The sequence below is a fragment of the Streptomyces wuyuanensis genome (assembly GCF_900103455.1).
In the GTDB taxonomy this organism is placed as follows: Bacteria; Actinomycetota; Actinomycetes; order Streptomycetales; family Streptomycetaceae; genus Streptomyces; species Streptomyces wuyuanensis.
Window position 1 is genome coordinate 101336 of sequence record NZ_FNHI01000029.1, and the last position, 23340, is coordinate 124675.

21 protein-coding genes, 1 tRNA gene and 2 pseudogenes are annotated in these 23340 nt (G+C 73.1%); 8 read left to right on the forward strand and 16 right to left on the reverse strand.

Annotation, left to right across the window (positions count from 1 at the left end; genetic code table 11):
- Positions 1–82 precede the first annotated feature (82 nt).
- From BLT82_RS32570 to BLT82_RS37405, 3 genes are all read left to right on the forward strand, one after another.
- A complete protein-coding gene (locus tag BLT82_RS32570; protein WP_093661440.1) occupies positions 83–568 on the forward strand; it encodes a DUF309 domain-containing protein in 486 nt (161 codons plus the stop codon).
- Between the two features lie 132 nt (positions 569–700).
- The gene (locus BLT82_RS32575; RefSeq protein WP_093661442.1) at positions 701–1315 is read left to right on the forward strand and encodes a hypothetical protein; all 615 of its coding nucleotides are present in this window, start codon (positions 701–703) and stop codon (positions 1313–1315) included.
- A gap of 48 nt (positions 1316–1363) precedes the next feature.
- On the forward strand, positions 1364–1516 hold the full coding sequence (locus tag BLT82_RS37405; RefSeq protein ID WP_167746148.1) for a hypothetical protein: 153 nt from the start codon (positions 1364–1366) through the stop codon (positions 1514–1516).
- Positions 1517–1734: 218 nt separating this feature from the next.
- Here the strand turns inward: BLT82_RS37405 and BLT82_RS32580 are convergent, their stop codons facing one another.
- Positions 1735–3030, reverse strand: a complete 1296-nt coding sequence (locus BLT82_RS32580) for an MFS transporter (protein ID WP_093661444.1) — start codon at positions 3028–3030, stop codon at positions 1735–1737.
- Between the two features lie 58 nt (positions 3031–3088).
- On the opposite strand from BLT82_RS32580, the gene BLT82_RS32585 reads away from it, so the two are divergent.
- Positions 3089–4060: an ArsR/SmtB family transcription factor gene (locus BLT82_RS32585; protein ID WP_093661446.1), complete on the forward strand. Its 972-nt coding sequence runs from the start codon at positions 3089–3091 to the stop codon at positions 4058–4060.
- A gap of 187 nt (positions 4061–4247) precedes the next feature.
- Here BLT82_RS32585 and BLT82_RS32590 read toward each other — a convergent pair whose 3' ends face one another.
- The gene (locus tag BLT82_RS32590) at positions 4248–4667 is read right to left on the reverse strand and encodes a DoxX family protein (protein ID WP_093661448.1); all 420 of its coding nucleotides are present in this window, start codon (positions 4665–4667) and stop codon (positions 4248–4250) included.
- A gap of 545 nt (positions 4668–5212) precedes the next feature.
- Here BLT82_RS32590 and BLT82_RS32600 point away from each other — a divergent pair.
- The 3 genes from BLT82_RS32600 (at position 5213) to BLT82_RS32610 (ending at position 10507) form a co-directional block, all read left to right on the forward strand.
- Complete coding sequence (locus BLT82_RS32600) at positions 5213–6907, forward strand: S8 family peptidase (protein WP_093661494.1); 1695 nt, start codon at positions 5213–5215, stop codon at positions 6905–6907.
- Positions 6908–7100: 193 nt separating this feature from the next.
- Complete coding sequence (locus tag BLT82_RS32605; RefSeq protein WP_093661452.1) at positions 7101–10022, forward strand: helix-turn-helix transcriptional regulator; 2922 nt, start codon at positions 7101–7103, stop codon at positions 10020–10022.
- A 221-nt stretch (positions 10023–10243) separates the two neighbouring features.
- Positions 10244–10507, forward strand: coding sequence for a hypothetical protein (locus BLT82_RS32610; RefSeq protein ID WP_093661454.1), 264 nt, complete (start codon positions 10244–10246; stop codon positions 10505–10507).
- Between the two features lie 100 nt (positions 10508–10607).
- On the opposite strand, the gene BLT82_RS32615 is transcribed toward BLT82_RS32610, so the two are convergent.
- The 8 genes and pseudogenes from BLT82_RS32615 to BLT82_RS38330 form a co-directional block, all read right to left on the reverse strand.
- Positions 10608–10681: transfer RNA gene (locus BLT82_RS32615), tRNA-Pro, on the reverse strand.
- 628 nt (positions 10682–11309) lie between these two features.
- Positions 11310–12248 carry an ATP-grasp ribosomal peptide maturase gene (gene tgmB, locus BLT82_RS32620; RefSeq protein WP_093661456.1) on the reverse strand — a complete coding sequence of 313 codons (939 nt, stop codon included), beginning with the start codon at positions 12246–12248 and terminating at the stop codon, positions 11310–11312.
- Between the two features lie 15 nt (positions 12249–12263).
- Positions 12264–12455 (reverse strand): putative ATP-grasp-modified RiPP, encoded by a 192-nt coding sequence (gene tgmA, locus BLT82_RS32625; RefSeq protein WP_093661458.1) that lies wholly within the window; start codon positions 12453–12455, stop codon positions 12264–12266.
- A 536-nt stretch (positions 12456–12991) separates the two neighbouring features.
- Positions 12992–13360, reverse strand: coding sequence for an MmcQ/YjbR family DNA-binding protein (locus BLT82_RS32630; protein WP_093661459.1), 369 nt, complete (start codon positions 13358–13360; stop codon positions 12992–12994).
- 129 nt (positions 13361–13489) lie between these two features.
- Positions 13490–14446, reverse strand: a complete 957-nt coding sequence (locus BLT82_RS32635; protein ID WP_093661461.1) for an alpha/beta fold hydrolase — start codon at positions 14444–14446, stop codon at positions 13490–13492.
- Between the two features lie 382 nt (positions 14447–14828).
- Positions 14829–15371 (reverse strand): GNAT family N-acetyltransferase, encoded by a 543-nt coding sequence (locus tag BLT82_RS32640; RefSeq protein WP_093661463.1) that lies wholly within the window; start codon positions 15369–15371, stop codon positions 14829–14831.
- Positions 15368–15952: a helix-turn-helix domain-containing protein gene (locus BLT82_RS32645; RefSeq protein ID WP_167746149.1), complete on the reverse strand. Its 585-nt coding sequence runs from the start codon at positions 15950–15952 to the stop codon at positions 15368–15370. Before BLT82_RS32645 ends, BLT82_RS32640 begins: the two co-directional genes overlap by 4 nt.
- Before the next feature lie 113 nt (positions 15953–16065).
- Positions 16066–16360 (reverse strand): annotated as a pseudogene (locus BLT82_RS38330) (ATP-binding cassette domain-containing protein); the annotation flags it as partial.
- A 570-nt stretch (positions 16361–16930) separates the two neighbouring features.
- Between BLT82_RS38330 and BLT82_RS32655 the strand changes: the two are divergent.
- Complete coding sequence (locus BLT82_RS32655; protein WP_093661467.1) at positions 16931–18127, forward strand: acyl-CoA dehydrogenase family protein; 1197 nt, start codon at positions 16931–16933, stop codon at positions 18125–18127.
- 97 nt (positions 18128–18224) lie between these two features.
- Here BLT82_RS32655 and BLT82_RS32660 read toward each other — a convergent pair whose 3' ends face one another.
- The 6 genes and pseudogenes from BLT82_RS32660 to BLT82_RS32685 form a co-directional block, all read right to left on the reverse strand.
- On the reverse strand, positions 18225–18794 hold the full coding sequence (locus tag BLT82_RS32660; RefSeq protein ID WP_093661470.1) for a GAF domain-containing protein: 570 nt from the start codon (positions 18792–18794) through the stop codon (positions 18225–18227).
- Positions 18791–19438 (reverse strand): GTP-binding protein, encoded by a 648-nt coding sequence (locus BLT82_RS32665; RefSeq protein WP_093661472.1) that lies wholly within the window; start codon positions 19436–19438, stop codon positions 18791–18793. The genes BLT82_RS32660 and BLT82_RS32665 overlap by 4 nt, the downstream gene beginning before the upstream one ends.
- On the reverse strand, positions 19416–19787 hold the full coding sequence (locus BLT82_RS32670; protein WP_093661474.1) for a DUF742 domain-containing protein: 372 nt from the start codon (positions 19785–19787) through the stop codon (positions 19416–19418). Before BLT82_RS32670 ends, BLT82_RS32665 begins: the two co-directional genes overlap by 23 nt.
- A 2-nt stretch (positions 19788–19789) precedes the next feature.
- Positions 19790–20224 carry a roadblock/LC7 domain-containing protein gene (locus BLT82_RS32675; RefSeq protein ID WP_093661476.1) on the reverse strand — a complete coding sequence of 145 codons (435 nt, stop codon included), beginning with the start codon at positions 20222–20224 and terminating at the stop codon, positions 19790–19792.
- Between the two features lie 7 nt (positions 20225–20231).
- The gene (locus tag BLT82_RS32680) at positions 20232–22112 is read right to left on the reverse strand and encodes a sensor histidine kinase (protein ID WP_107490289.1); all 1881 of its coding nucleotides are present in this window, start codon (positions 22110–22112) and stop codon (positions 20232–20234) included.
- A gap of 802 nt (positions 22113–22914) precedes the next feature.
- Positions 22915–23271 (reverse strand): annotated as a pseudogene (locus tag BLT82_RS32685) (MBL fold metallo-hydrolase); the annotation flags it as partial.
- Between the last annotated feature and the right edge of the window lie 69 nt (positions 23272–23340).

A 23340-nucleotide genomic window follows, 5' to 3' on the forward strand; every position in this document is an offset into this window, starting at 1 on the left:
CCCGCTCGGAGACAGGACCGTCGCCGTGCGCCCGCGGGTACGTCATTGGGCCCGGCGGCCGGGCAGGAGTGACAATCGGGGCGTGACCAGGACGTCGAGGGATCGCGATGACGAGGGCCGGGCGCGCAACGCGCGTCCCCGGGACGGGCTGGGCCGGCCGCTGCCGTACGGGCAGGAAGGTGTGGACCGGCAGCCGGAAGGGGTGGTCCGCACGCCCGACGGGACTCTGGCCGAGGCGCAGCGCCTGCTCGACGCGGGCATGCCGTTCCACGCCCATGAGGTGCTGGAGGACGCGTGGAAGTCCGGACCCGACGAGGAGCGGGGGCTGTGGCGGGGACTGGCCCAGCTCGCGGTGGGACTGACGCACGCCGCGCGGGGCAACGCCGCGGGCGGTGCCGCCCTGCTGGCCCGGGGTGCCGAGTCCATCGCCCCGTACGAGGCCGGACGGCCGTACGCGGTCGACATCGCCGGGCTGACCCGCTGGGCGGTGGCACTGCGGGACGAACTGCTGCGGGACGCGAGCCCGGTACCCGCCGCAGGACGGGCACCGCGGCTGCGCACGGAGTGATTCGTCACTCTGCGGGATGATTCATCACTCCTCCGTGCAACCACCCGGTGGACCGAAGTGTCGGTATATGCACCGGGACGTCGATCCCGGGTGCCCGCGGCCGCACGCCGCTCTCGCCGAACGGAGACCCGCATGAAATCCGTCGCAGCCCTCGCCCTCGCCTCGGCACTGCTCGCCGCGGCGGTCGTCCCCGCGGCGGCCGTCGCCCCGGACCGCACGTCCCCGGCCCGGCAGCGCCCCGTGTTCCTGGAGCCGCGTGACCTGCCGCCGCACCCGTCGTCCCCCTGGACGGCGGGACCGGTGACGGCGGGCGCACCGGACCCGCTGCCGTTCTGCGTGGGTGAGGCCCTGCCCGCATCCCTCGCCCGTCATCGTGTGTTCAGCACCGAACTGGACGCGGGCGCGTCCCAGGTCGTCGTGGTGGAACGCGACACGGCCCGTGCCCGGTCGCTGGCCTCCCTGTGGAACAAGGCGATCCGCGGCTGTGCCGACCGGGTCGAGCAGGAGGATCCGCAGATCCGGGCCGAGGGCAGGGACCTGGGCCGGGTGCCGGTGGAGGACGGTGCCCGGCTGTACGGGGTGCACACGGCACACGACTTCGGCAGCAGCGACGTCCATCTCTTCGCGGTGGGCCGGGACGGGCGTACCGTCACCGTGGTCACCTGGGGCAGCATGGGCGACTTCGACGACGCGCCGGTCGCGGCGTTCCGCAAGACCGCGCGTACGGCGGTGAACAAGCTCGGCTGACCGCACTGCGCCCGGCCGGGCACCTGTGGAGACATCCGCAAAAAGATCTTGCAGCGCAGCCGGGTCGCCGACTGCGCGACGCCGGAACGGGCGGTGGAGCCGGCCGCCCACGTGTCGTCCGCGCCCGGGCCCGGCGGCGCACCGCTGGACATGCCGATCGAGGTGCGCCAGGTGATGTACGCGCAGCCCGAGGAACCGTGAGCGTTCCGGCCGGAGCGGACGGGCCGGTGAACGGGGACGCGGCCGTCGCGGGCGCCGCGGTCGGCGGACACGAGGCGGCGGTCCGTGACTACCGCGCGGCCGCGCCCGTACGACGAGCCTGCCGGAGCGGCACCACCCGACGGTCCGCGCTGCGCGGCTCGGCAGGGGCACCGGGCGGGGGTGAGGCACACCGGCCCCGACCGCTCCCCGCTCCGCCGTCACCTCGTCCCACCTCGCCCTCTCTCACCGCGACCCGTCCCGCCCGGCCTGGTCCGCCGTGCCTCCCGGCGGTCCGCGGCCTCCGGGGCCGCCGCCGAGGGCCTTCCGTCCGGGGCGTCCGCGGCGTCCGCTTCGGCCTCCCGCCCCACGAGCCCCGGCGCGAGGAGCAGCGTCACGACCACCGAGGCCGCGGCCATCGCTCCCATCGCCGCCGCGGGCGAGGTGAACTGGGCGAGGGCGCCCGCGAGTGCCGCCGCGAGGCCCTGGGCCGTGAGCATGCCGGAGGTGTGCAGCCCGAGGGCTTGGCCGCGCAGGCCGTCAGGGGTCAGTTCCATCAGCCGCTCCTGGAGCAGCAGGCCGGCGGCGAAGCCGACCGAGGCAAGCACCACGGCCGCGGCGGCGAGCGGCACCGGCGGATGCAGGGCGAGCAGGAGGTACGGGCAGGCCAGGAGCAGCCGGAGCGGGGCGCCGAGCCGCCGGCGGAGGCGGGCCGGTACGAAGCGTCCGACCAGGACGTCGCCGGTCAGCATGCCCAACGCCCCCGCCGCGTAGAGGAGTCCGGCGTGCCGTGGGGCATACGGTACGAAAAGGGCATCGCAGCCGACGACGAGCCCGTTGGGCACCCAGAGCGCGAGGTAGACGCGGCGCCGTTGGGCGGACGACCACAGCAGTGCGTTGTTCCGCCAGGTCTCGGCGACCGACGGCCGCCCCGAGGCCCGGGGCGCCCGGCGGCTGAGGCCCGCGCGGGCGACGGCCGCGGCGGCGGCGTACAGCGCCGCCGCCATGAGCAGCGTGCCGCGCGGTGAGAGCACGGTGAGCAGTGCGGCCCCTGCCGCGAAGCCGCAGATCTGCATCGTGCCGACGCACATGTTGAGCACCGAGCGGCCCAGCAGGTAGCCGTCGGCCGTGAGCGTCTCGTGGAGCAGTCCCCCGCGCACCCCGCCCCCGAGGGCAGCGAGGGGTCCAAGGCCGAACAGCACGGCGAACACCGCCCATACCGGCAGAGCGGGTACGGCCATGACCGCGGTTCCGAGCGCGGTGACGGCCGGCAGCACCGTCAGCGCGGCGCGCGGCGGCAGCCGGTCGGCGGCGGACAGCAGGGTCGTGGCGCCGATCACCTGGGCGAGCGAGGGACCGAACATGGCCAGGGCGGACAGCAGCGGGGAGCCCGTCGCCGAGTGGACGAGCGTGCCCAGTGCCAGTCCGCCCACCGTCTGCGCGGCGGTCTGGGCGCTGGTGCCGAGGAACAGCGGGGTGAACTCCGGTGCGCGGAAGAGCTCTCGGTAGATACGCATGGGCGGAGTCTGAGCGGATCGCGCCGGCGGCGTTACTGTTTCGCGGGGAGGCGAAACGATGGGGTGGTGGCAGGTCGGAGCGGACACGCTCGCGGAGAGCCGGTTCGTGGTGTCGCCGCTGGCCGAGACGACGGCGAGCCTGATGTCCCTCGCCCGGCGCACCTCGGGTCATCCGGGTGGGCGGGCCTGGCTCGAAACCCATCTGCCCGCGTACCGGGAGCGGTTGGCGGCCGATCCGGTCACGGAGCAGCTCGTGCGGGCGGCTCTCGGCCGCAGCTGGATCGCGGATTTCCTCACCCCGGCGCCGGGAGCAGCCGTCGACCCGGTGTTGGAGGAGGAGCTGGCGCGGATACGGGACACCCCGGCGGCGACTGCACGGGCCGACCTGGAGGTCTCGCTCGGCGGTCCGCTGCCGGGCCCGCTGCTCCGCGACGATCTGCCCGCACGGGCGGCGGGTCTGCTGGAGTGGGTGTGGGAGCGGACCGTGCTGCCGTACTGGCCCCGCCGCCGGAGGGTCCTCGAGGCCGATGTGGTGGCCCGTGCGGGGCGGTTGAGCCGGGACGGATGGGCCGCCGTGATCGGCGGGATGCGTCCGGGCCTGGTGTGGCTCGGCGGGGGTCGGCTGCAGATCAACACGCACGACAACCCGCCGCGGGAAATCACCTGTGCGCGGCTGCTGTTCGTCCCGGTCACCCAGGACCACGGCTGGGTGGCGTGGGAGCATCCGCATCGCTACGCGGTGGTCTATCCGTGCGCCGGCGTGCTGACCGGCGAGGACCGCTCCTCGGTGCCGCGGCCCCTGGAGCGCCTCCTGGGCCCGGCCCGGGCACGGGTCCTGGTGCTGCTCGGGACCCCGAAGAGCACGACGCAACTGGTCGCCCTGACCGGCCAGGGCCTGGGTTCGGTGGGCCGCCATCTCAGGGTGCTGCTCGACGCCGGTCTGGCCGTACGCAGGCGCGACGGCCGGTCCGTCCTCTACCACCGCACGGCCGCGGGCGAGGTGCTGGTCAGGGCGCAGGAGCCCGGCTGAGGCGACGTACGGGGCGCGCCGGGAGGGGCGGCCGACCGGGAGCGGCGCCCCGCCAACCGGAAGCCCCGCCACGGGGAAGCCCTGTCATCCGGAAGTCCACCATCCGGCAGCCCCGCCACCCGGGAGCCCCCATCCGGAAGTCCACCACCCCCGGAAGCCGACCCGCCCGGCGCCCGGTTGGGGCCTTTCAGCCCATGTGGAACAGGGGCCCCGTGAGCGTCAGCCCGAGGTCGTGGCCCGCGTAGGCGAAGAACGCCAGCATCACCAGCGCCGCCCCGCCGAGGGCGGCGTCCTTCAGGAACGAGATCTGTTCCGTCTGGCGCGTCTGGGGATCGGTCTCCTTCCAGAACGCATGCATGATCAGCGCGGTGGGGAAGACGAAGACCGCGATCAGCAGGGCGCCCAGGTCGGCCCAGACGCCGAGCACGATGCTCAGGCCGCCGAGCAGCATGATCACTCCGCTCAGCAGGGTCGCGGCCTCCGCGGCGGGCACGCCCTTGGACGCGGCGTAGGCACCCAGTTGCTTGTGCTGGGTGAGGTGCCCCACCGCCGACGAGAGGAACACGATCGCGAACAGGATGCGCCCAATCAGGACCAGGACATCCATGCCGGCCTCCCGGGTTCAAGAGAGCGATGGTCTCCGCCTCAATTGTCCACCGGGCCGGGGCAACGATCAGGTCGAGGCATCGCCGCAGGTCAGAGGCGCGGGCAGGAGGAGCCCGGATGGCTCCCCGGGGCCGCGCGGGGGGTGACAAGGGTTTTCCCCGTATCGGGTTCACCTCGCCGTTCCCTACTGTCTGCCGCACCGGCGGATCCCGGCCAACTGACCTGAATGTCAGGTGCATGTTAACCCTGGGTGACGTCCGGTGGCGGCTCTTGACCAGGGGCCGTCGCGCAGGAGGCGGCGCACGGGCTCACCCGGCCCGGGGCACCACGGATCGCACCCCCACAGCGAACCGCGGGACCCATGCGCCGCCCCTCTGCGTTCCGCACCGTCAGTTGAAAGGGATCATCTTGAACGGTTCCGGACGGAGACTCATATCCGTCGTGGCCGCGAGCGCCACGATTCTGGGTGCCGCCGCCACTTCCTCCGTGGCCTTCGCCGCCGCCTCGGGGGAACCCTCGCCGAAGCCCGCTCCGGCTTCGCAGGCGATGACCGCAATCCCCTCCTCGCCCGTCGAGAAGGTCATCGTCACCTACAAGCCCCAGGCCGCAGAGGCGGGTTCGAACACCGCCGCCGCCGGGGACGCCAAGGCCAAGGGCTCCGAGACCGGGGAGAGCCTGCGCTTCGAACGCCGGCTCGCCGGGGGCGCCGCCCTGGTCGACCTGGGCGGCGAGACCTCGAAGAAGGACCTCGCCGAGGTCATGGACGCCTTCCGCGCCGACCCCTCGGTCGCCTCCGTGGAGCCGGACATCCGCGCCTACGCGATGGCCGTCACCCCGAACGACACCGATTACACCAAGCAGTGGGACCTGTTCGAGGCCACGGGCGGGATGAACGTCCCCGGCGCCTGGGACAAGACCACGGGCAGCGGTGTCACCGTCGCCGTCATCGACACCGGCTACGCCGCCCACTCGGACCTGGCCGCAGGCGTCGTCTCCGGCTACGACTTCATCTCCAGCTCCGCGGACGCCCGTGACGGCAACGGGCGTGACAGCAACGCCAAGGACGAGGGCGACTGGAACGCCACCGACAACGAGTGCGGTCTCGGTTCCAAGGCGAGCGGCTCGTCCTGGCACGGCACGCACGTCGCGGGCACCATCGCCGCCACCACGAACAACGGCAAGGGCGTCGCGGGCATCGCGTACAACGCGAAGATCCAGCCCGTGCGGGTGCTCGGCAAGTGCGGTGGCTCGTCCTCGGACATCGCCGACGCCATCACCTGGGCCTCCGGCGGCAGCGTCCCCGGCGTCCCGGCGAACCCGACCCCGGCGAAGGTGATCAACCTCAGCCTCGGCGGTGCCAGCTCCACCTGCCCGAGCGTCTACCAGAACGCCATCAACGGCGCCGTGTCCCGCGGCACCACGGTGGTCGTCGCGGCCGGCAACAGCAACGCCAACGCCTCGGGCTTCACCCCCGCCAACTGCGCCAACATCATCAACGTCGCGTCGACGAGCCGTGAGGGCAACCGGTCCTTCTACTCCAACTTCGGCTCGAGCGTCGACGTGGCGGCGCCCGGCGGCGAGACCCGCCGCGCCACCGACACGCCCGGCACCGTCACCACCCCCGAGAACGGCATCCTCTCCACGCTGAACTCGGGCACCACCACCCAGTCCGCCGAGAACTACAAGCCCTACCAGGGCACTTCGATGGCCGCCCCGCACATCGCAGGTCTCGCCGCGCTGCTGGAATCCGTCAAGCCGGCACTGACCCCGGCCGACATCGAGTCGGCGATCAAGGCCAACGCCCGTCCGCTGCCCGGCACGTGCACCGGCGGCTGCGGCACCGGCATCGCCGACGCCACGAAGACCGTCAACGCGGTCTCCGGCACCACGCCCGGCGGCACGACCTTCACCAACGGTACGGACGTCACGATCGCGGACAACTCGACGGTCTCGTCCTCGATCGCCGTCACCGGCCGCACCGGCAACGCCCCCGCCGCCCTCAAGGTCGACGTGGACATCAAGCACACCTGGCGCGGTGACCTGGTCGTCGACCTGGTCGCCCCGGACGGGACCGTGCGCAACCTGAAGGCCTCGTCCGGTTCGGACAGCGCGGACAACGTCCTCGCCACCTACACCGTCGACGCCTCCAGCGAGGTCGCCAACGGGACCTGGAAGCTGCAGGTCCGCGATGTGGCATCAGGTGACACCGGATACATCGACACCTGGAGTCTCACTTTCTGAGACACCGGCGTGACCGACATCCATGCAGGTCAGGGGCGCGTCCGCGGACATGATCCGCGGGCGCGCCCCGCTGTCGGCCCGGTCCAGACCTGTCCGCATGCCGGACACGAGGCCTGGACGGGGCCGATCTGATTCGTATCCTCTGCTCGAACGGGCAGGGGGCCCGCGCACGCCGGAAGGTGGTGGTGGGTACGTGAACGTCAGTGCGTACCTCCCCCGCGCCGGTGTGGGAGGACCCCCGGTACCGGTCGGCCGGGCCGAACTCCTCGACCGCCTCGACCGCGTCCTGCACTCGCGCGGGCGCGCGCTCCTCACCGGCCCCGCGGGGGTCGGCAAGTCCGAGGTGGCGCTCGCCATCGCCGCTCGCGCCGAGGCACGCGGAGAGCAGGTGCTGTGGCTCGCCACGCTCCCCACCGACCGCGGGATCCCGGGTGCGGCCGCGGCCGCGCTCGTGGCCTCGGTCGCCGCGTCGGCGACCGACCCCGGACCGCAGACGGGCCCCGACACGAGCGGCCGGAAGGCAGACGCGGATCAGGACGCCCTCCGGGCGCTGCCCGGCCCCCAGCGCGCCGCGGTGGCCATGCTGTGCCGTGAGGCTCCCGTACCCGAGGAGGGCTGGGACCGCATCGCCCTGCGCCTCGCACTCGCCGGGATCCTCCGTACGCTCGCCGCCCGCACTCCCGTCCTGCTCGTCGTCGACGGAGTCCAGCGGATGGACCCGGAGAGCGCGGACCTGCTGCGCTTCGCCCTCCATCTGGCCCCGCCCGCGCTGCGGGTCATCGCCGTGGAGACCCCGGACGCCGAGGCCTACGCCCCCGGCTCCCCCGGTGACGGCCCGGAACCGCTGTGGGTCCCCTCCGAGGCGGACGTGCTGAACGTGGCACCGCTGCACGCCGACGAGATCGCCGAACTCCTCATCCACCACCGGCTCCCGTCGCGGATGGCCGGCCGTATCCACCGGGCGAGCGGCGGCAATCCGCGACTCGCGCTCGCCATCGGCCGTTCCCTCGCCGACGCGCGGACCCCGGTGCACCACGCGGAGGCGCTGTCCCTGTCGGGCCGCGCCCGCGACCTCGCCCGGCAGCTCCTCGGCGTGGCCTCCCCCGACGTGCGTGCCACGCTGCTGCTCGCCGCGCTCGCGCTGCGGCCCTCGGCCTCGCTGATCCGCCGGGCCGGTCGCCCCACCGCGGAGTCCGACCTGGCCACGGCCGAACGGGCCGGGCTGATCACCCTCACCGAGGACGGGACGGTCGCCTTCACGGCCGGGGTGCTGCCGTCGACACTCGTGCACGACGCCTGCTGGATCGAGCGCAGCCGGGGGCACGCCGCGCTCGCGCGGGTCGTGGACGACCCGGTGGAGGAGGTACGGCACCGGGCGCTGGCCACGGACGTACCCGACGAGCGGCTGGCGGCCGAGGTGGCCGCCGCGGCCGACTCCGCCCGGCGCCGCGGCAACAGCCCACTGGCGGCCGAACTCGCCCTGCTGGCCGCGGAGTCCACGCCCGGTAGGGAGGGTGCGCAGCGGATCGCGCGGCTCGTGGACGCCGCCGAGGAGGCCGCCCGGGCCGCGCGGGCCGACCTGGCGGTGCGGGCCGCCACGGACCTCCTCTCCCGGGACGCCGCGCCCGCCGACCGGGTCCGCGCCCGGCTCGCGGTGCTGGACACCGCGGGACAAGGGCTCACCGACCTCGACGAGATCTACGTGCACGCCATGGAGGACTCGGAGGGCGACACCGCGCTGCGGGCCGCCGTACAGCTCCGCCTCGCGGTGAAGTACGTACTCGCCGACGGCGACCCCGTACGGTCACGGGCGGCCGCCGTCGACTCGGCGGAACTGGCCTCCTCCGTCGGCGACGCGAAGACGGCGGCACGGGCCCTGACCGTCCGGGCGCGCATGGAGCGCTTCCTGGGCTCGCCGGACGCGGAGCGGGTGCTCGCCGAGGCGCGGGCCCTGGAGATGGTCGACCGACCGCTCGGAGTCCGCAACGCCGCGCAGATACTGACGATCCGTCACGCCCTGTTCGACGACCGGCTCGGCGACGCCCGGGACCAGCTCAACGCGCTGCTGCCCCTGGTCGAACGGCGCGGCACCGTCGAGGACGCCATCGAGCTGTTCAACACCTCCGCCGAGGTCGAGGCGCGCCGGGGCCAGTGCGCGGCTGCGCTGTCGCACGCCGGACGGTCGCTGGCCCTGACCCTGGAGGCGGGCCTCTCCCCGGGGCCCGCCTGGTACTCGCTGGCCCTCGCCGAGACCGCCGGGGGCAGTTTCGCCCGCGCCGCCGGCTATGCGCGCCGCAGCGCCCAGGCATCCGAGGAGGAGGGGGACCACGTCTTCCTGTCCCGCAGCCTCTACGCGCTCGGCCGGGTCCAGCTCGTCACCGGCGACGTGGCCAACGCCCTGGAGACCCTGCGGCGGGTCCAGGCCGGGGAGCGCGCCCAGTCCGCGGTGGACCCGTCCATGCTGCGCTGGCACGAGGAGCTGGCCGAGGCGCTGCTCGCCAACGACGCCCCGGAGGAGGCCGCCGCGGTGCTGTCAGGCGTCCGGCCGGTCGCGGAACGGCTGGGCCGCACGACGGTGCTGCTCGGCTGCGACCGGGTGTACGCGCTCTGCCTGGCGGCGACCGGGAAGGCCGACGAGGCGGCCGTGCTGCTGTCGGACACCGCCGACCGGTTCGGCGACGCGGGACTGCCGCTGGAGCGCGGCCGGGCGCTGATCGCGCTCGCCCGGGTGGAGCGCCGCCGCCGCAGGCGCTCCGCGGCCCAGCAGGCGCTGCACGCCGCGGCGACCGTCTTCGAGCGGTCGGGCGCGGCGCCCTGGCTGGCGCTGGCGTCGGAGAGCCCTTCGGGCACCGTCGAGCCCGCGCCCTCCCGCGACGGCGCGCTGTCGTCCCTGACGGAGGCGGAGCTGCATCTGGCGCTGCTCGTCGGGCAGGGCGCGAGCAATCAGGAGGCGGCGGCGCGGCTGTATCTCAGCGTGAAGACCGTCGAAGCCCGGCTGACCCGCATCTACCAGAAACTGGACGTCCGTTCGCGGGCGCAGCTGGCCACCTCTCTGAACGCCTGGCCGGGGCTGAGACCGCCGGCGATCCCGGCTGACGGGCCCGCGGCCTGCTGAGCGGGCTCGCCCGGCACGGGGTGGCCGGGCACGCCCGCGCGGGCCGGCGCCTCCGCCCCGGCGCCACGATCACCGTACGTGGCCATGCGACCGCCGCGGTGCCGTCGGCCCCGGTGGCGGGCCGGCCCGCACCGGGTGTGAATCGGCGGGCACGCGCGCACCGCGCCGGTGGCCGCGATGCCGGCGGGGTCGCGGTGGTGGCGCCCAGGAGGCGGCGGGCGATGGCCGGGAACACCATTGACCTCACCGACGAGCGCGCCCGTGCGGCCGGGTCGTGGACGGGCTGCTACCAGGAGAACGACGCGTCCGGGCTCTTCGTCGACAAGGTGACCATGCCTGGGGCTGCCGCCGGCACCAACCACGAGTTCCACGACGGCAGGGTGCGGGCAAGGACCGTCGCCATGACGGCACGGCCCTCCAGGACGAGCGCAGTGCCGGTCACGGGGGCTGAGCGGGCCGGGCCGAGGGGCGCCGGCGGGCCGTGAGCCGCAGCACTCCGGGGCCGGCGACGTGGGCTGCGCGGACAACGCCGAGGGGCCGGGTCGGAAGATTCCGACCCGGCCCCTCGGCTGCGACTTCGAAAAGTCGGGACGACAGGATTTGAACCTGCGACCCCTTGACCCCCAGTCAAGTGCGCTACCAAGCTGCGCCACGTCCCGGTGCCCGTCTGACCTGGGGTTTCCCCCGGCCGAACGCGCACGAGAACCATACCGCACTTCGCCGGGTGGTCACGAACCGATTGCCGGTCGACCCCAAGCGTGGTTGACGCTGCACTGTGGGCCCCGTGACGCGCACCGGACCCACACGACGGGTGACGGCGCTTACGGCCCCACCAGGGCCGGGACCGCCCGACGGCCCCGAGGACGGGGGACGGGAAGCACGGGCCCGCCGCCGGCTCGACGCCCTGCGGGTGGTCCACGACCGGGTGCCCGGCGTCCCCGGAGACCGCCGGTCCGGCGGGTGCCGGCCGGCTACCGCCGCGGAGGCGCTGCCGCGGAGGCCCGGCCGGGGACGACCGGGTCCACGGACGGCCGCCGATCCCGTCGAGCGAGCACACAGGGCCGGTCGACGGCGCCCGGCCCCCGACCGTCGGGGAGGGCCGCGGCGGTGCGGTGATCGCCGTGGGGCCGATGCCGGACCCGGTCCCGGCGGCGGCAGAGGGCGTGGACGTCACGGTGCCGTGTGCGACGGCCGTCCGGCCCCGGACGGATCGGCCGGCCCCGGGCGCCGGCGCGCACCGCCGAGCGGGCGTCCGCGTGCCTCAGCCGGGACTGCCCCTCCGGCCCGTCACCCCTGGTCCCTGCTCGGCGGGGCGAGCCACCCGGCGACGGCCTCCGCGATGGGCAGACCGGTCTCGAGTTCGATGAAGCCGAACTGGCCGCCCTGGTTGCACTCCAGGAACCACCACAGCCCCTCCTCGTCCTCGGCGAAGTCGAACGCCGCGTACGCGAGTCCGGCGAGGCTCATGTAGTCCCGCACGGCCCGGGCGATGCGCTCCGTGACGTCGACGGCCTTCCAGGGCTGGCCGGTGTCGCCGTACCGCCCGTCCACCTGCCCCTCCGCGGAGAGCTTCCGGGCGGCGAACAGGCGGGTGCCAACGGCAGTCAGCCGGATGTCGGCGCGCTTGGGTACGTACTGCTGGAGCAGCGTCGGCCCGGCGGCCACACCCGAGAAGTCGGTGTCGGGCGGGATGCGGGTGGTGGGCAGGGACACCGGCGGATCGCCGGGCGGCGGCCCGGAGGCGGATTTCACCACGATGTCCCGGTACTGCGCGGCGAACTGCCGCGCCACGCGCGGGAAGGTCGTGATGACGGTGGGGGGCACGGCGAAGCCGCTGCGGTGGGCGAGGCTGAGCTGCCAGGGCTTGCAGCGGGCCTGCGCCGACACACACGGGTGGTTCATCCAGCGTGCGGTGGCCGAGTAGAGCATTCCGTACAGGGCCTGCTCGGTCTCCGCGGTCAGCCAGGCCGACGGCTCCTCGGCGTGGGCGGCCGGCTCGCCCGGTCTGCGCACCCATATCGACCGCAGGGCGCCCATGCTCAGGAGCCGGCCGTCGGTCGACAGATGGCCGTAGAAGTCACCGCGTACGTACTCGGCGGACAGGGCGGCCTCGCCGGGGAGATCGGCGGGGTCCAGCCGCACGAGGGGCACTCCCCGGTCGTGCAGCTTCGCGATCACCATGTCCGCGGTGACGTCTTGACGGCACGTCAATATCAGTACGGTCATTGCTGCGCCGGGCCGTCAGTCGTCGAAGTGGGTCTTGGAGCCGGCGGTGGACGTCGTCGTGCCGGTGACCAGGATCAGATCCCGGTCGACGATGGCCGGCTGCCCGTCCGGAAGCACATTCAGCTGCAGGGCGGAGTCGTAGGTGTACGGCAGCGTCACCGCAGGACTCTCGGCCGGAAGTACGTAGTTCAGTACAAACGGTCGCATGAGTCTCCTTCGTCGACTGTCTGGGCACACGTAACAGTACGTGCCGATGATGTAGGGCACTCATTACTATCCGTTACTTCCAGCGGTACTGGCAGTGAATGTCGTCACAGCGGACGGACCCCACGGGATCGCCCCATCGGTAGACGGATGGGGGAATGCGTGGGGTTCCCTCGTGAGAGCACTGAATGGTGTAGACCGATGTGAACATCCCGTGAAGACGGGCGAGTTGAGCCATCACCGGTGATCGCGCGCACATACGCCATGACCGTCCGTCACGCGCGCGCTCCTCCGCATACACGCCATGACCATGTGTCACACACTTCCGTCACCCATGTCGCCAGGATGACCGTGCGTCACACCCGTCCGCGGGTCGCGCACACACCATCACCGTGCGTAACAGGCGCGCACCGGCCCGCGCGCGGATCCCGCGTACTCACGGGCGTCGCGCGCCGGCGCGGCACGCGTGCGACTGTCCCGTGCCTCCGCGCCCCGCGCTCCTGCCCCGGTGCGCCTTTGCGCCCGGGGCGTCGCGGCAGTCAGGACCCGGGCACCCCACCCAGTTCGGGATGGGCATCGAGCAGCCGTCGGGGAGCCGCCTGCCGCCAGGAGTCGAGCAGGACGGCGTACAACTCCTCCTCGTCGTCCAGCGCGCCGAGCCGCACCCGCAGCCAGGCGTGGTTGTCGTCGTGCCCCTCGCGGACGAAGAACTTGTGCGGCTCGGCGGCGATCAGCTCCTCGCGGTCCTCCTCGGGGCACTTCACCCCGATCACCTGGTCGTCGCCGTCGATTGAGGCGAAGATCCTCCCGCCCTCCCCGGCCCGGAACGTGGGCATGCCCCAGGCGGTCTTCTCCACCGCGCCGGGCAGCGCGAGCGCGATTCTGCGTACGTCGTCGGCAGTGGCCATCCTCCGACGGTACGACGCCCCACCGACAGCGCCGGGAGTCCTCCGGCGGGCGGCACGGCGCCACCTGCCGCCCCCGACCGGCACCTCATCCGCCGGCTGCGCCCCTCACGCCCGATCGCCCGGCCGGGATCACACCCGCTTGTCCAGCCAGGCCACCAGATCCTGCTGGACCTCCTCACGGTTGGTCTCGTTGAGGATCTCGTGGCGGGCGCCGTCGTACGCCTTCCACGTCAGGGACTCCGTGCCGACGTAGCGGAAGTCCTCGAGCAGTTCGTGGACCAGGGTCATCCCCTGGTGGCAGGGGTCCTCCGTGCCGACGGCGACGTGGACGGGCAGGTCGGCCGGAAAGCGGGCCAGGTTCCGCGGGTCGTTGATCTTCCGCACGGCGCGCAGCCAGTCGAGGGCAAGCCCCGTGCTGAAGGGGAAGCCGCAGCGCTCGTCCACGGCGTACGCGTCGACCTCGTCCTCGTCGCGGGAGAGCCACTCGAAGCCCGTCCGGTGCGGGTACGGGTCGTTGAAGGACGCAAAGAGCTCGGAGACGTAAGCGGACGGGGCCGCGCGGCCCTCGGCGGCGACCCGCTCCTCGAGACGGGTGATGGAGCCCTCGATGTCGGCACCCGGCAGCGTGCGGAACGCTCCGGAGAGGATCAGACCGCTGAGATCGTCCGGGTACTCCTGGACGTAGTCGCGGGCGAGCATGGAGCCCAGGCTGTGCCCGAGGACCACCACCGGAACCCCCGGGTGGAGCAGCCTCGCCTGGTCGCCGACCGCCTTGACGTCCTCGACCACGGCCCGCCAGCTGTCGTAGCCGTCGACCGGTGCGGCATCGGGTGTCTCCGCGACGCCGTAGCCGCCGGTGGACGGGGCCGTCGCCCCGTGCCCCCGGTGGTCGGAGGCGATCGTCCCGTAACCGTGGGCGGCGAGATGGCGGGCGAACCTGTCGTACCGCAGCGCGTGCTCCGACGCTCCGTGGAGGATCTGCACGAGGGCCCGGGGGCGGCCGCTCTCCGGCAGCCAGGAGTACGTGGCGATCTGCACGCCGTCGGCGGCATCCAGCAGTCCGGGGCGGTATGCGGTCGCGGTCATGGGGGCCGGCCTCCTCGGTCGGACGGTCACGGGGATACGTGGGGTCCCTCCCCCGGTCGCCGCCGGTCACACCCCACGGGCCCCGAATGCGCTTGCCGCGCCGGTCGCTTCCGACCCATTGACCCCCTGTGAGCCGGGTAACTACGCTGTGCGACGCATCCAGAAAGCGCTTTCTAGCAACGACGACCCGCCCAGCCGTCTCATCAGCACCGGGAGCGCCATGAGCAGTCGAAGAGCCCCGTCCCCCGTCACCGTCCTCACGGCACTGCTGGCGCTGGTCCTCGGCCTCGGCATCACCGCTGTCGCGGCTGCGGTACTGAGCCGGGAGGGGCCCCGTGCCGGCCGCGTCGGCGGGCCGGCACGGGGGTCCCCGCGCGGGACGTCAGCGTGTCGCGGACGCCGTCACGAGGTGCTTGTAGAAGAGCGTCGTGGGACGCAGGGTGCCGGCCGGGTCCGCGGCGAAGCCGGGGATGACTCCGGCGGCGGTCCACCCCGCGGAGCGGTAGAGGCCCTCGGCGGGGCTGCCCGTCTCCGTGTCCAGGACGAGAAGGGTGGCGCCGCGCTCGGCCGCGCCGTGTTCCGCCGCGGACAGCAGGGCCCGGCCGAGCCCGCGTCCCCGGGCCTCGCGGTGGACCAGGAGCTTCGCGATCTCGGCGCGGTGGCGGCCGTTGGGGTACGCGGTGAAGCCGACGCTCACGGTGCCGGCGACGCGCTCGCCGTCGCGCGCCACCCAGAGCACGCGGCCGCCTTCGGCGAGCGCAGGGCCGTGCGAGGTCCACCAGCTCTCGGCGGCGGTGCGGTCGAGCGGGGCGAGGAAACCGACGGACGCGCCGCCGTCGACCGCGTCGACCAGCAGCTCGGCCAACTGCGGCGCGGTGTGCCGGAGTTCTGCGGCTTCCAGCCGGGAGACGGTGAACCCGGTCACGGCAGCACGACCACGGCGTAGCGGGCCGCGTCCGGGCCCGGGCAGCGGAAACGTGTCGGACCCCAGAGGCGGAATCGCAGGCAGTCGCCCGGGCGCAGTTCGTGCGTCGTCTCGCCGACGGTGATCTCGACGATGCCCTCGAGCATCCAGATGTGCTGTTCCATGCCGGGCACCGGGGGCGCGTCGTACGCGAGGTCGGCTCCGGGGGCGAGCCGCGATTCGACCACCTCGGCGCGCATCCCGGTGTGCGGCGGTGACACGGAGCGGCGGACGAAGCCGGCGGACTCGTCGGTCCACACGGTCTGCTCGGCGGCGCGGACGAGCTGTGCGGGCGCCGCCTCCACCTCGCCGAGCAGCTGGGACATCGTCCTGCCGTGCACCGCGCACAGCTTGCCCAGCAGTGAGGCGGTGGGGCTGATCTCGCCCCGCTCGGCACGCGACAGGGTCGATCGGCTCACCCCGCTGCGCCGCGCCAGTTCGTCCAGCGACCAGCCGCGTTCGGCCCGCAGGCCAGCGAGCCGTACCGCCAGTCGCACGTCGACGGGGTCGCGCTGCCCGCCGTCCTGAGTACCTTCTCTCACATTCGGCACGATATCCCGGATACGGGATGCGATCGAGTCCGGGGCCGCTCAGCCGAACGCGGAGGCCGCCCCCGGCAGATCCCTCATACGGCCGGCCGCCTCGCGGAACTCCGAGCCCGGGCACACGCTCGTGTCGCGAGCGTCCCCCGCATCTCCGCCTGGATGAGGATGTTGCGCCCGGGCGGTCCGCCACTCCAGGAGCGCGGCGCGCCGGAGGCATACCCGATGGCGTGGCGCGGCCCGCCGACCCGCCCGCCGCCCAGCCGCACCTCCCCGGCGGAGGCGGCAGACCCACACCAGCGTCAGCAGGGTGGACTTGCCGCAGCCGAACGGGCCGACGACGGCGGCGGACTCGCCCGGGGCGACGTCGAGCGATCCACGGTGCGGATGGAGAGGGGCGTGGCGCACGTACCGGACGCGCCCGGTCTCGGGGTGGAAGTGGACGAGAGGGTCGTGCGGCGGCTCGCCGTCGATGTGCTGGAGCGGCGGGCATGAGGCGATGGCCGAGCAGGGGGCCGGACGACCCCGGGGGCGCCGCCGGACGGCCCGGGGGCGTGCGCCAGGACAGGGCGTGCGCCGGTCAGCGCCCCGGTACGCCGGGACCAGTGCCCATTCAACAACGGTCGAATCCCGATGACTTGAGGGCATTTCCGTACCTGTGAGGCCTGGCCGACCGCGACCGGAAGCGGAATGCTGTCCCTCGGTGCCATATGCCCGCACAACCTTTGCCGAGGGTATGTGGCAGAAAGAGGACCCGCAGGCATGCCCTGCGGGCGAACCGGACGGGCCGCTACCAGCAGGGACACAGCTTCAATCACACGTCAACGGATTGCAATCCGGCCAAAGTTGGCCGCCGAGTTGTACCACTCGTAAGCGATCAACACCATGAGGTGGTCGGCCTGTACGGGACGGGACCATGCCGATGCACCACCTGCTCGAACACTCGCGCGAGCAGGCGTTTCGCAGAGGAGGGCTCGCGTGGACGGGTACTTCGCCAGTCGGCTTCATCATCAACTCCGTGAGCGGGTGCGGCACTTCGCCGAGGGCGAGGTCCGCCCTCGCATTCCGGCCATGGAGGCCGCCCGTACGGTGCACCGCGAGCTCTCGCGGCTCATCGCGCGGCAGGGCTGGCTCGGAGCGACGATCAGCAAGGGCCATGGCGGGATGGGTGTCGGACATCTCGCCAAGACCATCATCATCGAGGAACTGTCCCGGGTGAGCGGCGCGATGGGGGCCATGGTCCAGGCCTCCCAACTGGGCGTCGCCAAGATCGTCCACTTCGGGAACGAGGAGCAGAAGAAGACCTGGCTCCCCCTGATCGCGGCCGGCGAGTGCCTGCCGACGATCGCGGTCACCGAACCCGAGTCGGGCGGCCATGTGCTGGGCATGAGCGCCACCGCCGTACGTGACGGCGACGACTACGTCATCAACGGCCGAAAGGTGTACGTCGGCAACAGTCACGTCGGTGATCTGCACGGGGTCGTCGTCCGGACGGGGCCGGGTTCCAAGGGGCTCACGGCCTTTCTGGTGGAGTCCGGCCGCCCGGGATGCCGCACGGGCGAGCAGAAGCCCACCATGGGCCTGCACGGCTTCAGTTTCGGCGAGCTCCACTTCGACGACTGCCGGGTTCCGGCGGCCAACCGGCTCGGCGAGGAGGGGGACGGACTCGCCGTCGCCTACTCCTCCAGCGTGCTCTACGGCCGCGCCAATCTGACCGCCGTCGCACTCGGCATACACCAGGCCGTCCTGGAGGAGACCACGCGGTTCTGTGCCGAACGCCACCGCTACGGCAAGCCGCTGCACGAACTGCCGTCCGTCAAGCTGAAGCTGGGACAGCTCCAGTCACGGCTGATGACGGCACGGCTCGCCGCCTACCACGCGGTGCATCTGCTGGACCAGGGACTGGCGTGCGACGCGGAGCTGATGAACGCCAAGCTCGTCAACGTCGAGTCCGCACTGGACTCGGCGCGGAACGCGATGGAGATACACGCGGCGTCGGGCTTGTTCGCCGAGCGGCCGATCGAGCGCTACCTCCGCGACGCGCACCACATCTTCGCGCCCGCGGGCACCTCCGACATCCAGCTCCTCAGACTGGCCGAGGTGGCCCTGGGCCAGTCGAAGGGACAGTGGTCCGAGCGGCTGGCGGAGCTGACGCGCATGGAGGCGCTGGTCTGAGCCCGGACGGGCGGAAGGAGCGACGGCACATGCGAAGCGGAACACACGGCGTCCCCGGGAGCCCTGCGGCCTTCCCGGGGACGTCACCGCTTCACGGTCACAACAGCCCGTCCTCGCGTCGGTGGATCTGCTCGACCAGTTCCGCCGCGAGCGACTTGATGGTCTCCAGGCCCGCCCGGCCCCACGGCCGCGGTTCGGTGTCCACCACGCAGATCGTGCCCAGGGCGATGCCCGTGCGGTCGATCAGCGGTGCGCCGAGGTACGAGCGGATTCCGATCTCGTCGACGACCGGATTGCCCGCGAACCGCGGGTAGTCGCACACGTCCTCCAGCACGAGCGCCTTGCGCCGTACGACCACGTGCGGGCAGTAGCCGTGATCGCGCGCCATGAAGCGGCCCACGTCACCGCCGCTCGCGGCACCGAGGTCGCCGCCGCCCGCGTGGGTGCCGGCGGGGGTGTGCAGCCCCGCGAAGAACTGCCTGTGCTCGTCGATGAAGTTGACCATCGAGTAGGGCGCGCCCGTCACCTCAGCGAGCTTGTGGGCGAATTCGTCGAACGCCGGCTCGGGCCGCTCCCCCAGCCCGAGCTGACGCAGCCGCTGCACCCGGGTGGGAGCCTCCCGGTCGACGGGTGTCAGCAGCAGATGTCCGGTCGGGTCGTACGTCATGACTGAGCTCCGTAGCTCGGCGCCGCTTCCGGTGCCGGGGTGGTGGTGAGCAGATGCTGGACGAGGGTGACCAGGGTGCCGATCCCGGAGCTGGCGATCCTCGCGTCGCACAGCACGACGGGGACGTCGTGCTTGAGGTCGATCGCGGCCCTGACCTCCTCCGGTTCGTAGCGGTAGGAGCCGTCGAACTCGTTGACGGCGACGACGAATCCGATGCCGCGCCGTTCGAAGAAGTCCACGGCGGAGAAGCAGTCCTCCAGCCGGCGGGTGTCGGCGAGGACGACCGCGCCGAGCGCCCCTTCCGACAGCTCGTCCCACATGAACCAGAAGCGCTCCTGGCCCGGTGTGCCGAAGAGGTACAGCACATGGTGGTCGTCGAGGGTGATCCGGCCGAAGTCCATGGCCACCGTGGTGGTCGTCTTGGACTCCACGCCCGCCAGACTGTCGGTGCCGACGCTGACGGTGGTCAGCAGTTCCTCCGTGCTGAGCGGCTCGATCTCGCTCACCGCGCCCACGAACGTCGTCTTGCCAACTCCGAAGCCCCCGGCTACCAGGATCTTCAGCGCCGTGGGAAAGGGGTCTCCGCGGTCGCGCAGGTCCCGGCCGTGGTCGGGGCGCTGGTCAGAGCCGTCGTCGTAGGCCATCGAGCACTGCCTCCAGCAGGGAACGGTCGGTGGGAGAGTCCTGGAAGCGGGGCGCCCTCGCGGTGACCGCCCCGCAGTCCACGAGATCGGAGAGAAGCACCTTGGTGACGACAGCGGGGAGCCGTAAGTGCGCGGAGATCTCCGCCACCGACGTGGGCCCGTCGCACAGGCCGAGGGCCAGGGCGTGCTCCGGCCCGAGCGCCCCCTGCGGAACCGAGCCGGTGGCCATCACCAGGGACAGCAGATCGAGGGCCGCCGTCGGACGGGTGCGGCCCCCGATCACCGAATAGGGACGGATCAGCCGGCCCGCCGCATCGTCGAGCCACGGCCCGTCCTTGGGGGACGGCACGGTCAGAGCCCTGTGGCGCTCGGCGCCCCGGCGGCCTGTCTGGCCGGCGTGACCAGATAGGGCCGTACGCTCTTGACCAGCATCGCCATCTCGTACCCGAGGACCGCGGCGTCCGCCTCCCGTCCGGCCAGCACGGCCAGACAGGTGCCCGAGCCGGCCGTGGACACGAAGAGCAGTGTGGAATCGAGTTCCACCACGACCTGACGGACCTCTCCGCCGTCGCCGAACCGGGCGCCGGCGCTGCGGCCGAGCGAGTACAGCCCGGACGCCAGCGCGGCCATGTGGTCGGCGCTGTCGGCGTCGAGGCCGTGCACGGACTTCACCAGGCCGTCGGAGGAGAGCAGAACCGCGTTGCGGGTGTACGGCACTCTCTGGACCAGGCCGCTGAGCAGCCAGTCGAGATCTGAGGAATGGCCCGTTGGCACATCGCTCGCCATGGTGCATCTACTCCTTGTGGGTGTCGTGCTGCTGCTGCGGTTCGTGCGTGACCGTGTCCCCGGCTCCCGGCGTCCCGGCCTCCGCGAGGCCGATGCCCCGCTGGAAGGCCGCCATCAGGCCCGGGTCGTGCAGTGCCTCTTCCTGGGGCCTGCGCGGGGCCGGTTCGTCCCTCAGCTGGGGCGCCAGATGCTCCTGGGCGCGCCGTTTGGGCAGCTGCGGGCGGCCCATGGTGCCGCGCACGGCCGGGGATTCGGACGACGAGGGCGCATGGCGGGGTGCGGGTGGCCGCGGGGGCGGTTGAACGGGTGCCGGCGGGGCGGCCATGTGACCCGCGGCCGGCCGGGGGCCGGCCGGGTTGGGCCGCTCCGGGTGCTCGCCGCGCACCGGCAGCGGACCGGGCGCCGCGGAGTCCGCGGCGGACTGCTGGTGCGGCATGCCCGGCATGCTCGTCGCATAGGTGAGGGTGCGCTGGCTGCCGGTGTGGTGCGCGTCGGCGGTGTGCGCCGCATCGACGGCGGGATACGGGGCGGCGCCCCCGGGGGCAGCGGCTTGCTCCCGGCCGGCGACTCCGCCCGCCACCGCGGCGGTCGCGGCCGGCGGCCGGTCGGCGTGGCGGTGGGCGCCCTGCTGGTCCGCGCTTCCCCCGGCGCCCGGCTCGGCGCCGAGCAGCCCCTGCGGCAGCACCAGGACCGCCTGGATGCCTCCGTAGATGTTGGACTGCAGTCGGACCGCGATGCCGTGCCGGCGCGCGAGCGCCGAGACCACGAACAGTCCGATGCGGCCGTCCTGCAGGAGGTGCGCCACGTTGACCTGGTCAGGGTCCGCGAGCAGGGCGTTCATCTTGTTCTGCTCGGACAGGGGCATGCCGAGGCCCCGGTCCTCGACCTCCACGGCCAGGCCCGCGGTGACGTGGGAGGCACGCAGCAGCACTTGGGTGTGCGGGGCGGAGAACAGGGTGGCGTTCTCCACCAGTTCGGCGAGGAGGTGGATGACGTCGGCGACGGCGTGACCGCGCAGGGTGCCGTCGATCGGCGGCACCAGCTTGACCCGGGGGTACTGCTCCACCTCGGCGATGGACGAGCGCAGGACCTCGGTCATGGTGACCGGGTTGGACCACTGACGGCGGGAGATGGCACCGCCGAGGACGGCGAGGTTCTCCGCGTGGCGCCGGATCCGGGTGGCCAGGTGGTCGACGTGGAAGAGGCCCTTCAGCAGCTCCGGGTCCTCGACCTCGTTCTCCAGCTCGTCGAGCAGCTGGATCTCGCGGTGCACCAGCGACTGGAGCCTGCGGGCCAGATTGACGAAGACCTCGACCTTCTGCTCGTTGCCCACGCTGCTGGAGAGCCTGGATGCCTGGACCACGGCCGTCACGGCCGCGTCGTGGGAGCGCGTCAGCTCCTGGGCGAGGAGGTCGAGTTCGTCGCCGGCCGCGGCCTGGGCGGGGAGGCTCTCCCGAGCCGGCGGGCGTTCACCGCGCCGCAGTCCGTCGACGACGGCCGTGAGTTCGGCCTGCCGGCGGGCGCTGGACCGGCGCAGCGTCTGCGCGCGGTCGAGCACGGATCTGGCCGTGCGTTCCGCTCCCAGCGCCGCCGCGACGACGGCGACCACTGCGAGGACGGCCGAGCCGGCGAGCGCGAGCCACAGCGCCGCGGAGGGCCGTGCCTCGGTGGAGCGGATCGTGAACAGCACCGCGGCCGCGCCGCTGAGCGACACGACGACGGCGGGCAGTACGGCGGTTCGCATCAGTTGGGGGCGAATACGGGCTTCGGAGTTCGGCGGCGTGGACTGCGGCCTGCCCGCGGAGGAGAGAGCGCGGGCGCCAGACCGGCCGTGCCGCCCGCCCTCGCGGCGGTCCGGCCGCGTGGCGGGTGCGCGTAGTTGAGACATCAGCGTCCTTGGTACGGGGCCCGGGAATCGTGCACCGATCGGTGTGCGCGGAGCCAAGGGGGGCGTGAGAGCCCACCGTTGATCACCGGACACACACGGTAGTCGTGAACCGTTCATGTGCGGTGGGCAGTTGACAAACTTGCCCGTAGAGCGTCCCGCTCTGGTATGAGGACTCGCACGCACAGCCGAAATTCCGGGGCCGACGGCGGGGGGTGTGTGCCCGGGTACGTCCCCGCCCTCGGCTGATGGGGCGGAGTGTCCGGACAATTCGCGAGAGGGTCACCCCTGGGGCGAATCCTCCGGGCACCGGGGTGGGGAGGGAGGGACGGGCTCGGCGCACCACGGGCGGGCGGGGGCGCACCGGCCGGCGGGCCTCGGACCCGCGGTCCGGGCCGGGCGCCGGAGGCATCGGCCACGGCACCGCGAGGAGCGGGGTCCGTCCGGGGACGGGGCCGGAGCACGGGCGCGCGCCCGCGTCACTCGCCATCGGCGGTGCTGCGCGGCGGGTGACGAGGGGCGCGCGGGCCGCTCGATCGTCTCGAGCGGGAGGCGGGCGAGCCGGAACACCGACCACCGGTGCGCCGCACTCCCGGCGCTACGGCGCCGCCCCCGCGGGCGTCGCTCCGAGGCGCGGGCCGGAAGCCGACCGGATCGCTTCCGAGACCCCGCGCGAGCACGTGCGGCGCTTGCCCGGCAATCGGGCGACGACGGAAAGCCTCGGCGCCCCGCACCAGCCGCGCCTTCCGGATCGGGCCCTGCGCCCCATGCTCGGACCATCACGCCGGCTCGTCCGCGATCGACGTCACCGCTCGCCCGCGAGATCGAGATCGCCGCCGTGTGTCCCGGTCGCGGCCTCGGCGCGCCGCGGGCGGCTCAACGGTTGTCCGATCGGATGGGACACGGTCCGCCACCACGGCTCATCGGGGAGCTTCCCCGCAGGCTCGAAGGGCTCGCCCGGCCGGGGGAGCGCCACCGCCTGGCCGGCCTCCTCGGCCGCGTCCTGCGTCCACTCCCCCGGCTCGTCCCACGGGTGCAGCGCCAGGTTGAACGTGGCCCAGCGGATCGGCAGCATCACCCCCGACGGCTGCCCGCCCTGGAGGTCCAGATGCGCTCGCATGCCCTCGGCCGGCGTCATGTGGATGTCGGGCCATATGACGCTCTATCAGGCCCCAAGCCGCCTCCGGCGACATCGTGGTGCTCGGCCTCTTCGAGATCTGATTGGGCGTTG

Bases quoted from the DNA above. Each gene is read 5' to 3' on its own strand.
- BLT82_RS32575 (WP_093661442.1), top strand. From the start codon at position 701: ATGAAATCCGTCGCAGCCCTCGCCCTCGCCTCGGCACTGCTCGCCGCG.
- BLT82_RS32580 (WP_093661444.1), bottom strand. From the start codon at position 3,030: ATGCGTATCTACCGAGAGCTCTTCCGCGCACCGGAGTTCACCCCGCTG.
- BLT82_RS32585 (WP_093661446.1), top strand. From the start codon at position 3,089: ATGGGGTGGTGGCAGGTCGGAGCGGACACGCTCGCGGAGAGCCGGTTC.
- BLT82_RS32590 (WP_093661448.1), bottom strand. From the start codon at position 4,667: ATGGATGTCCTGGTCCTGATTGGGCGCATCCTGTTCGCGATCGTGTTC.
- BLT82_RS32600 (WP_093661494.1), top strand. From the start codon at position 5,213: ATGACCGCAATCCCCTCCTCGCCCGTCGAGAAGGTCATCGTCACCTAC.
- BLT82_RS32610 (WP_093661454.1), top strand. From the start codon at position 10,244: ATGGCCGGGAACACCATTGACCTCACCGACGAGCGCGCCCGTGCGGCC.
- tgmB (WP_093661456.1), bottom strand. From the start codon at position 12,248: ATGACCGTACTGATATTGACGTGCCGTCAAGACGTCACCGCGGACATG.
- tgmA (WP_093661458.1), bottom strand. From the start codon at position 12,455: ATGCGACCGTTTGTACTGAACTACGTACTTCCGGCCGAGAGTCCTGCG.
- BLT82_RS32630 (WP_093661459.1), bottom strand. From the start codon at position 13,360: ATGGCCACTGCCGACGACGTACGCAGAATCGCGCTCGCGCTGCCCGGC.
- BLT82_RS32635 (WP_093661461.1), bottom strand. From the start codon at position 14,446: ATGACCGCGACCGCATACCGCCCCGGACTGCTGGATGCCGCCGACGGC.
- BLT82_RS32660 (WP_093661470.1), bottom strand. From the start codon at position 18,794: ATGACGTACGACCCGACCGGACATCTGCTGCTGACACCCGTCGACCGG.
- BLT82_RS32665 (WP_093661472.1), bottom strand. From the start codon at position 19,438: ATGGCCTACGACGACGGCTCTGACCAGCGCCCCGACCACGGCCGGGAC.
- BLT82_RS32675 (WP_093661476.1), bottom strand. From the start codon at position 20,224: ATGGCGAGCGATGTGCCAACGGGCCATTCCTCAGATCTCGACTGGCTG.
- BLT82_RS32680 (WP_107490289.1), bottom strand. From the start codon at position 22,112: ATGTCTCAACTACGCGCACCCGCCACGCGGCCGGACCGCCGCGAGGGC.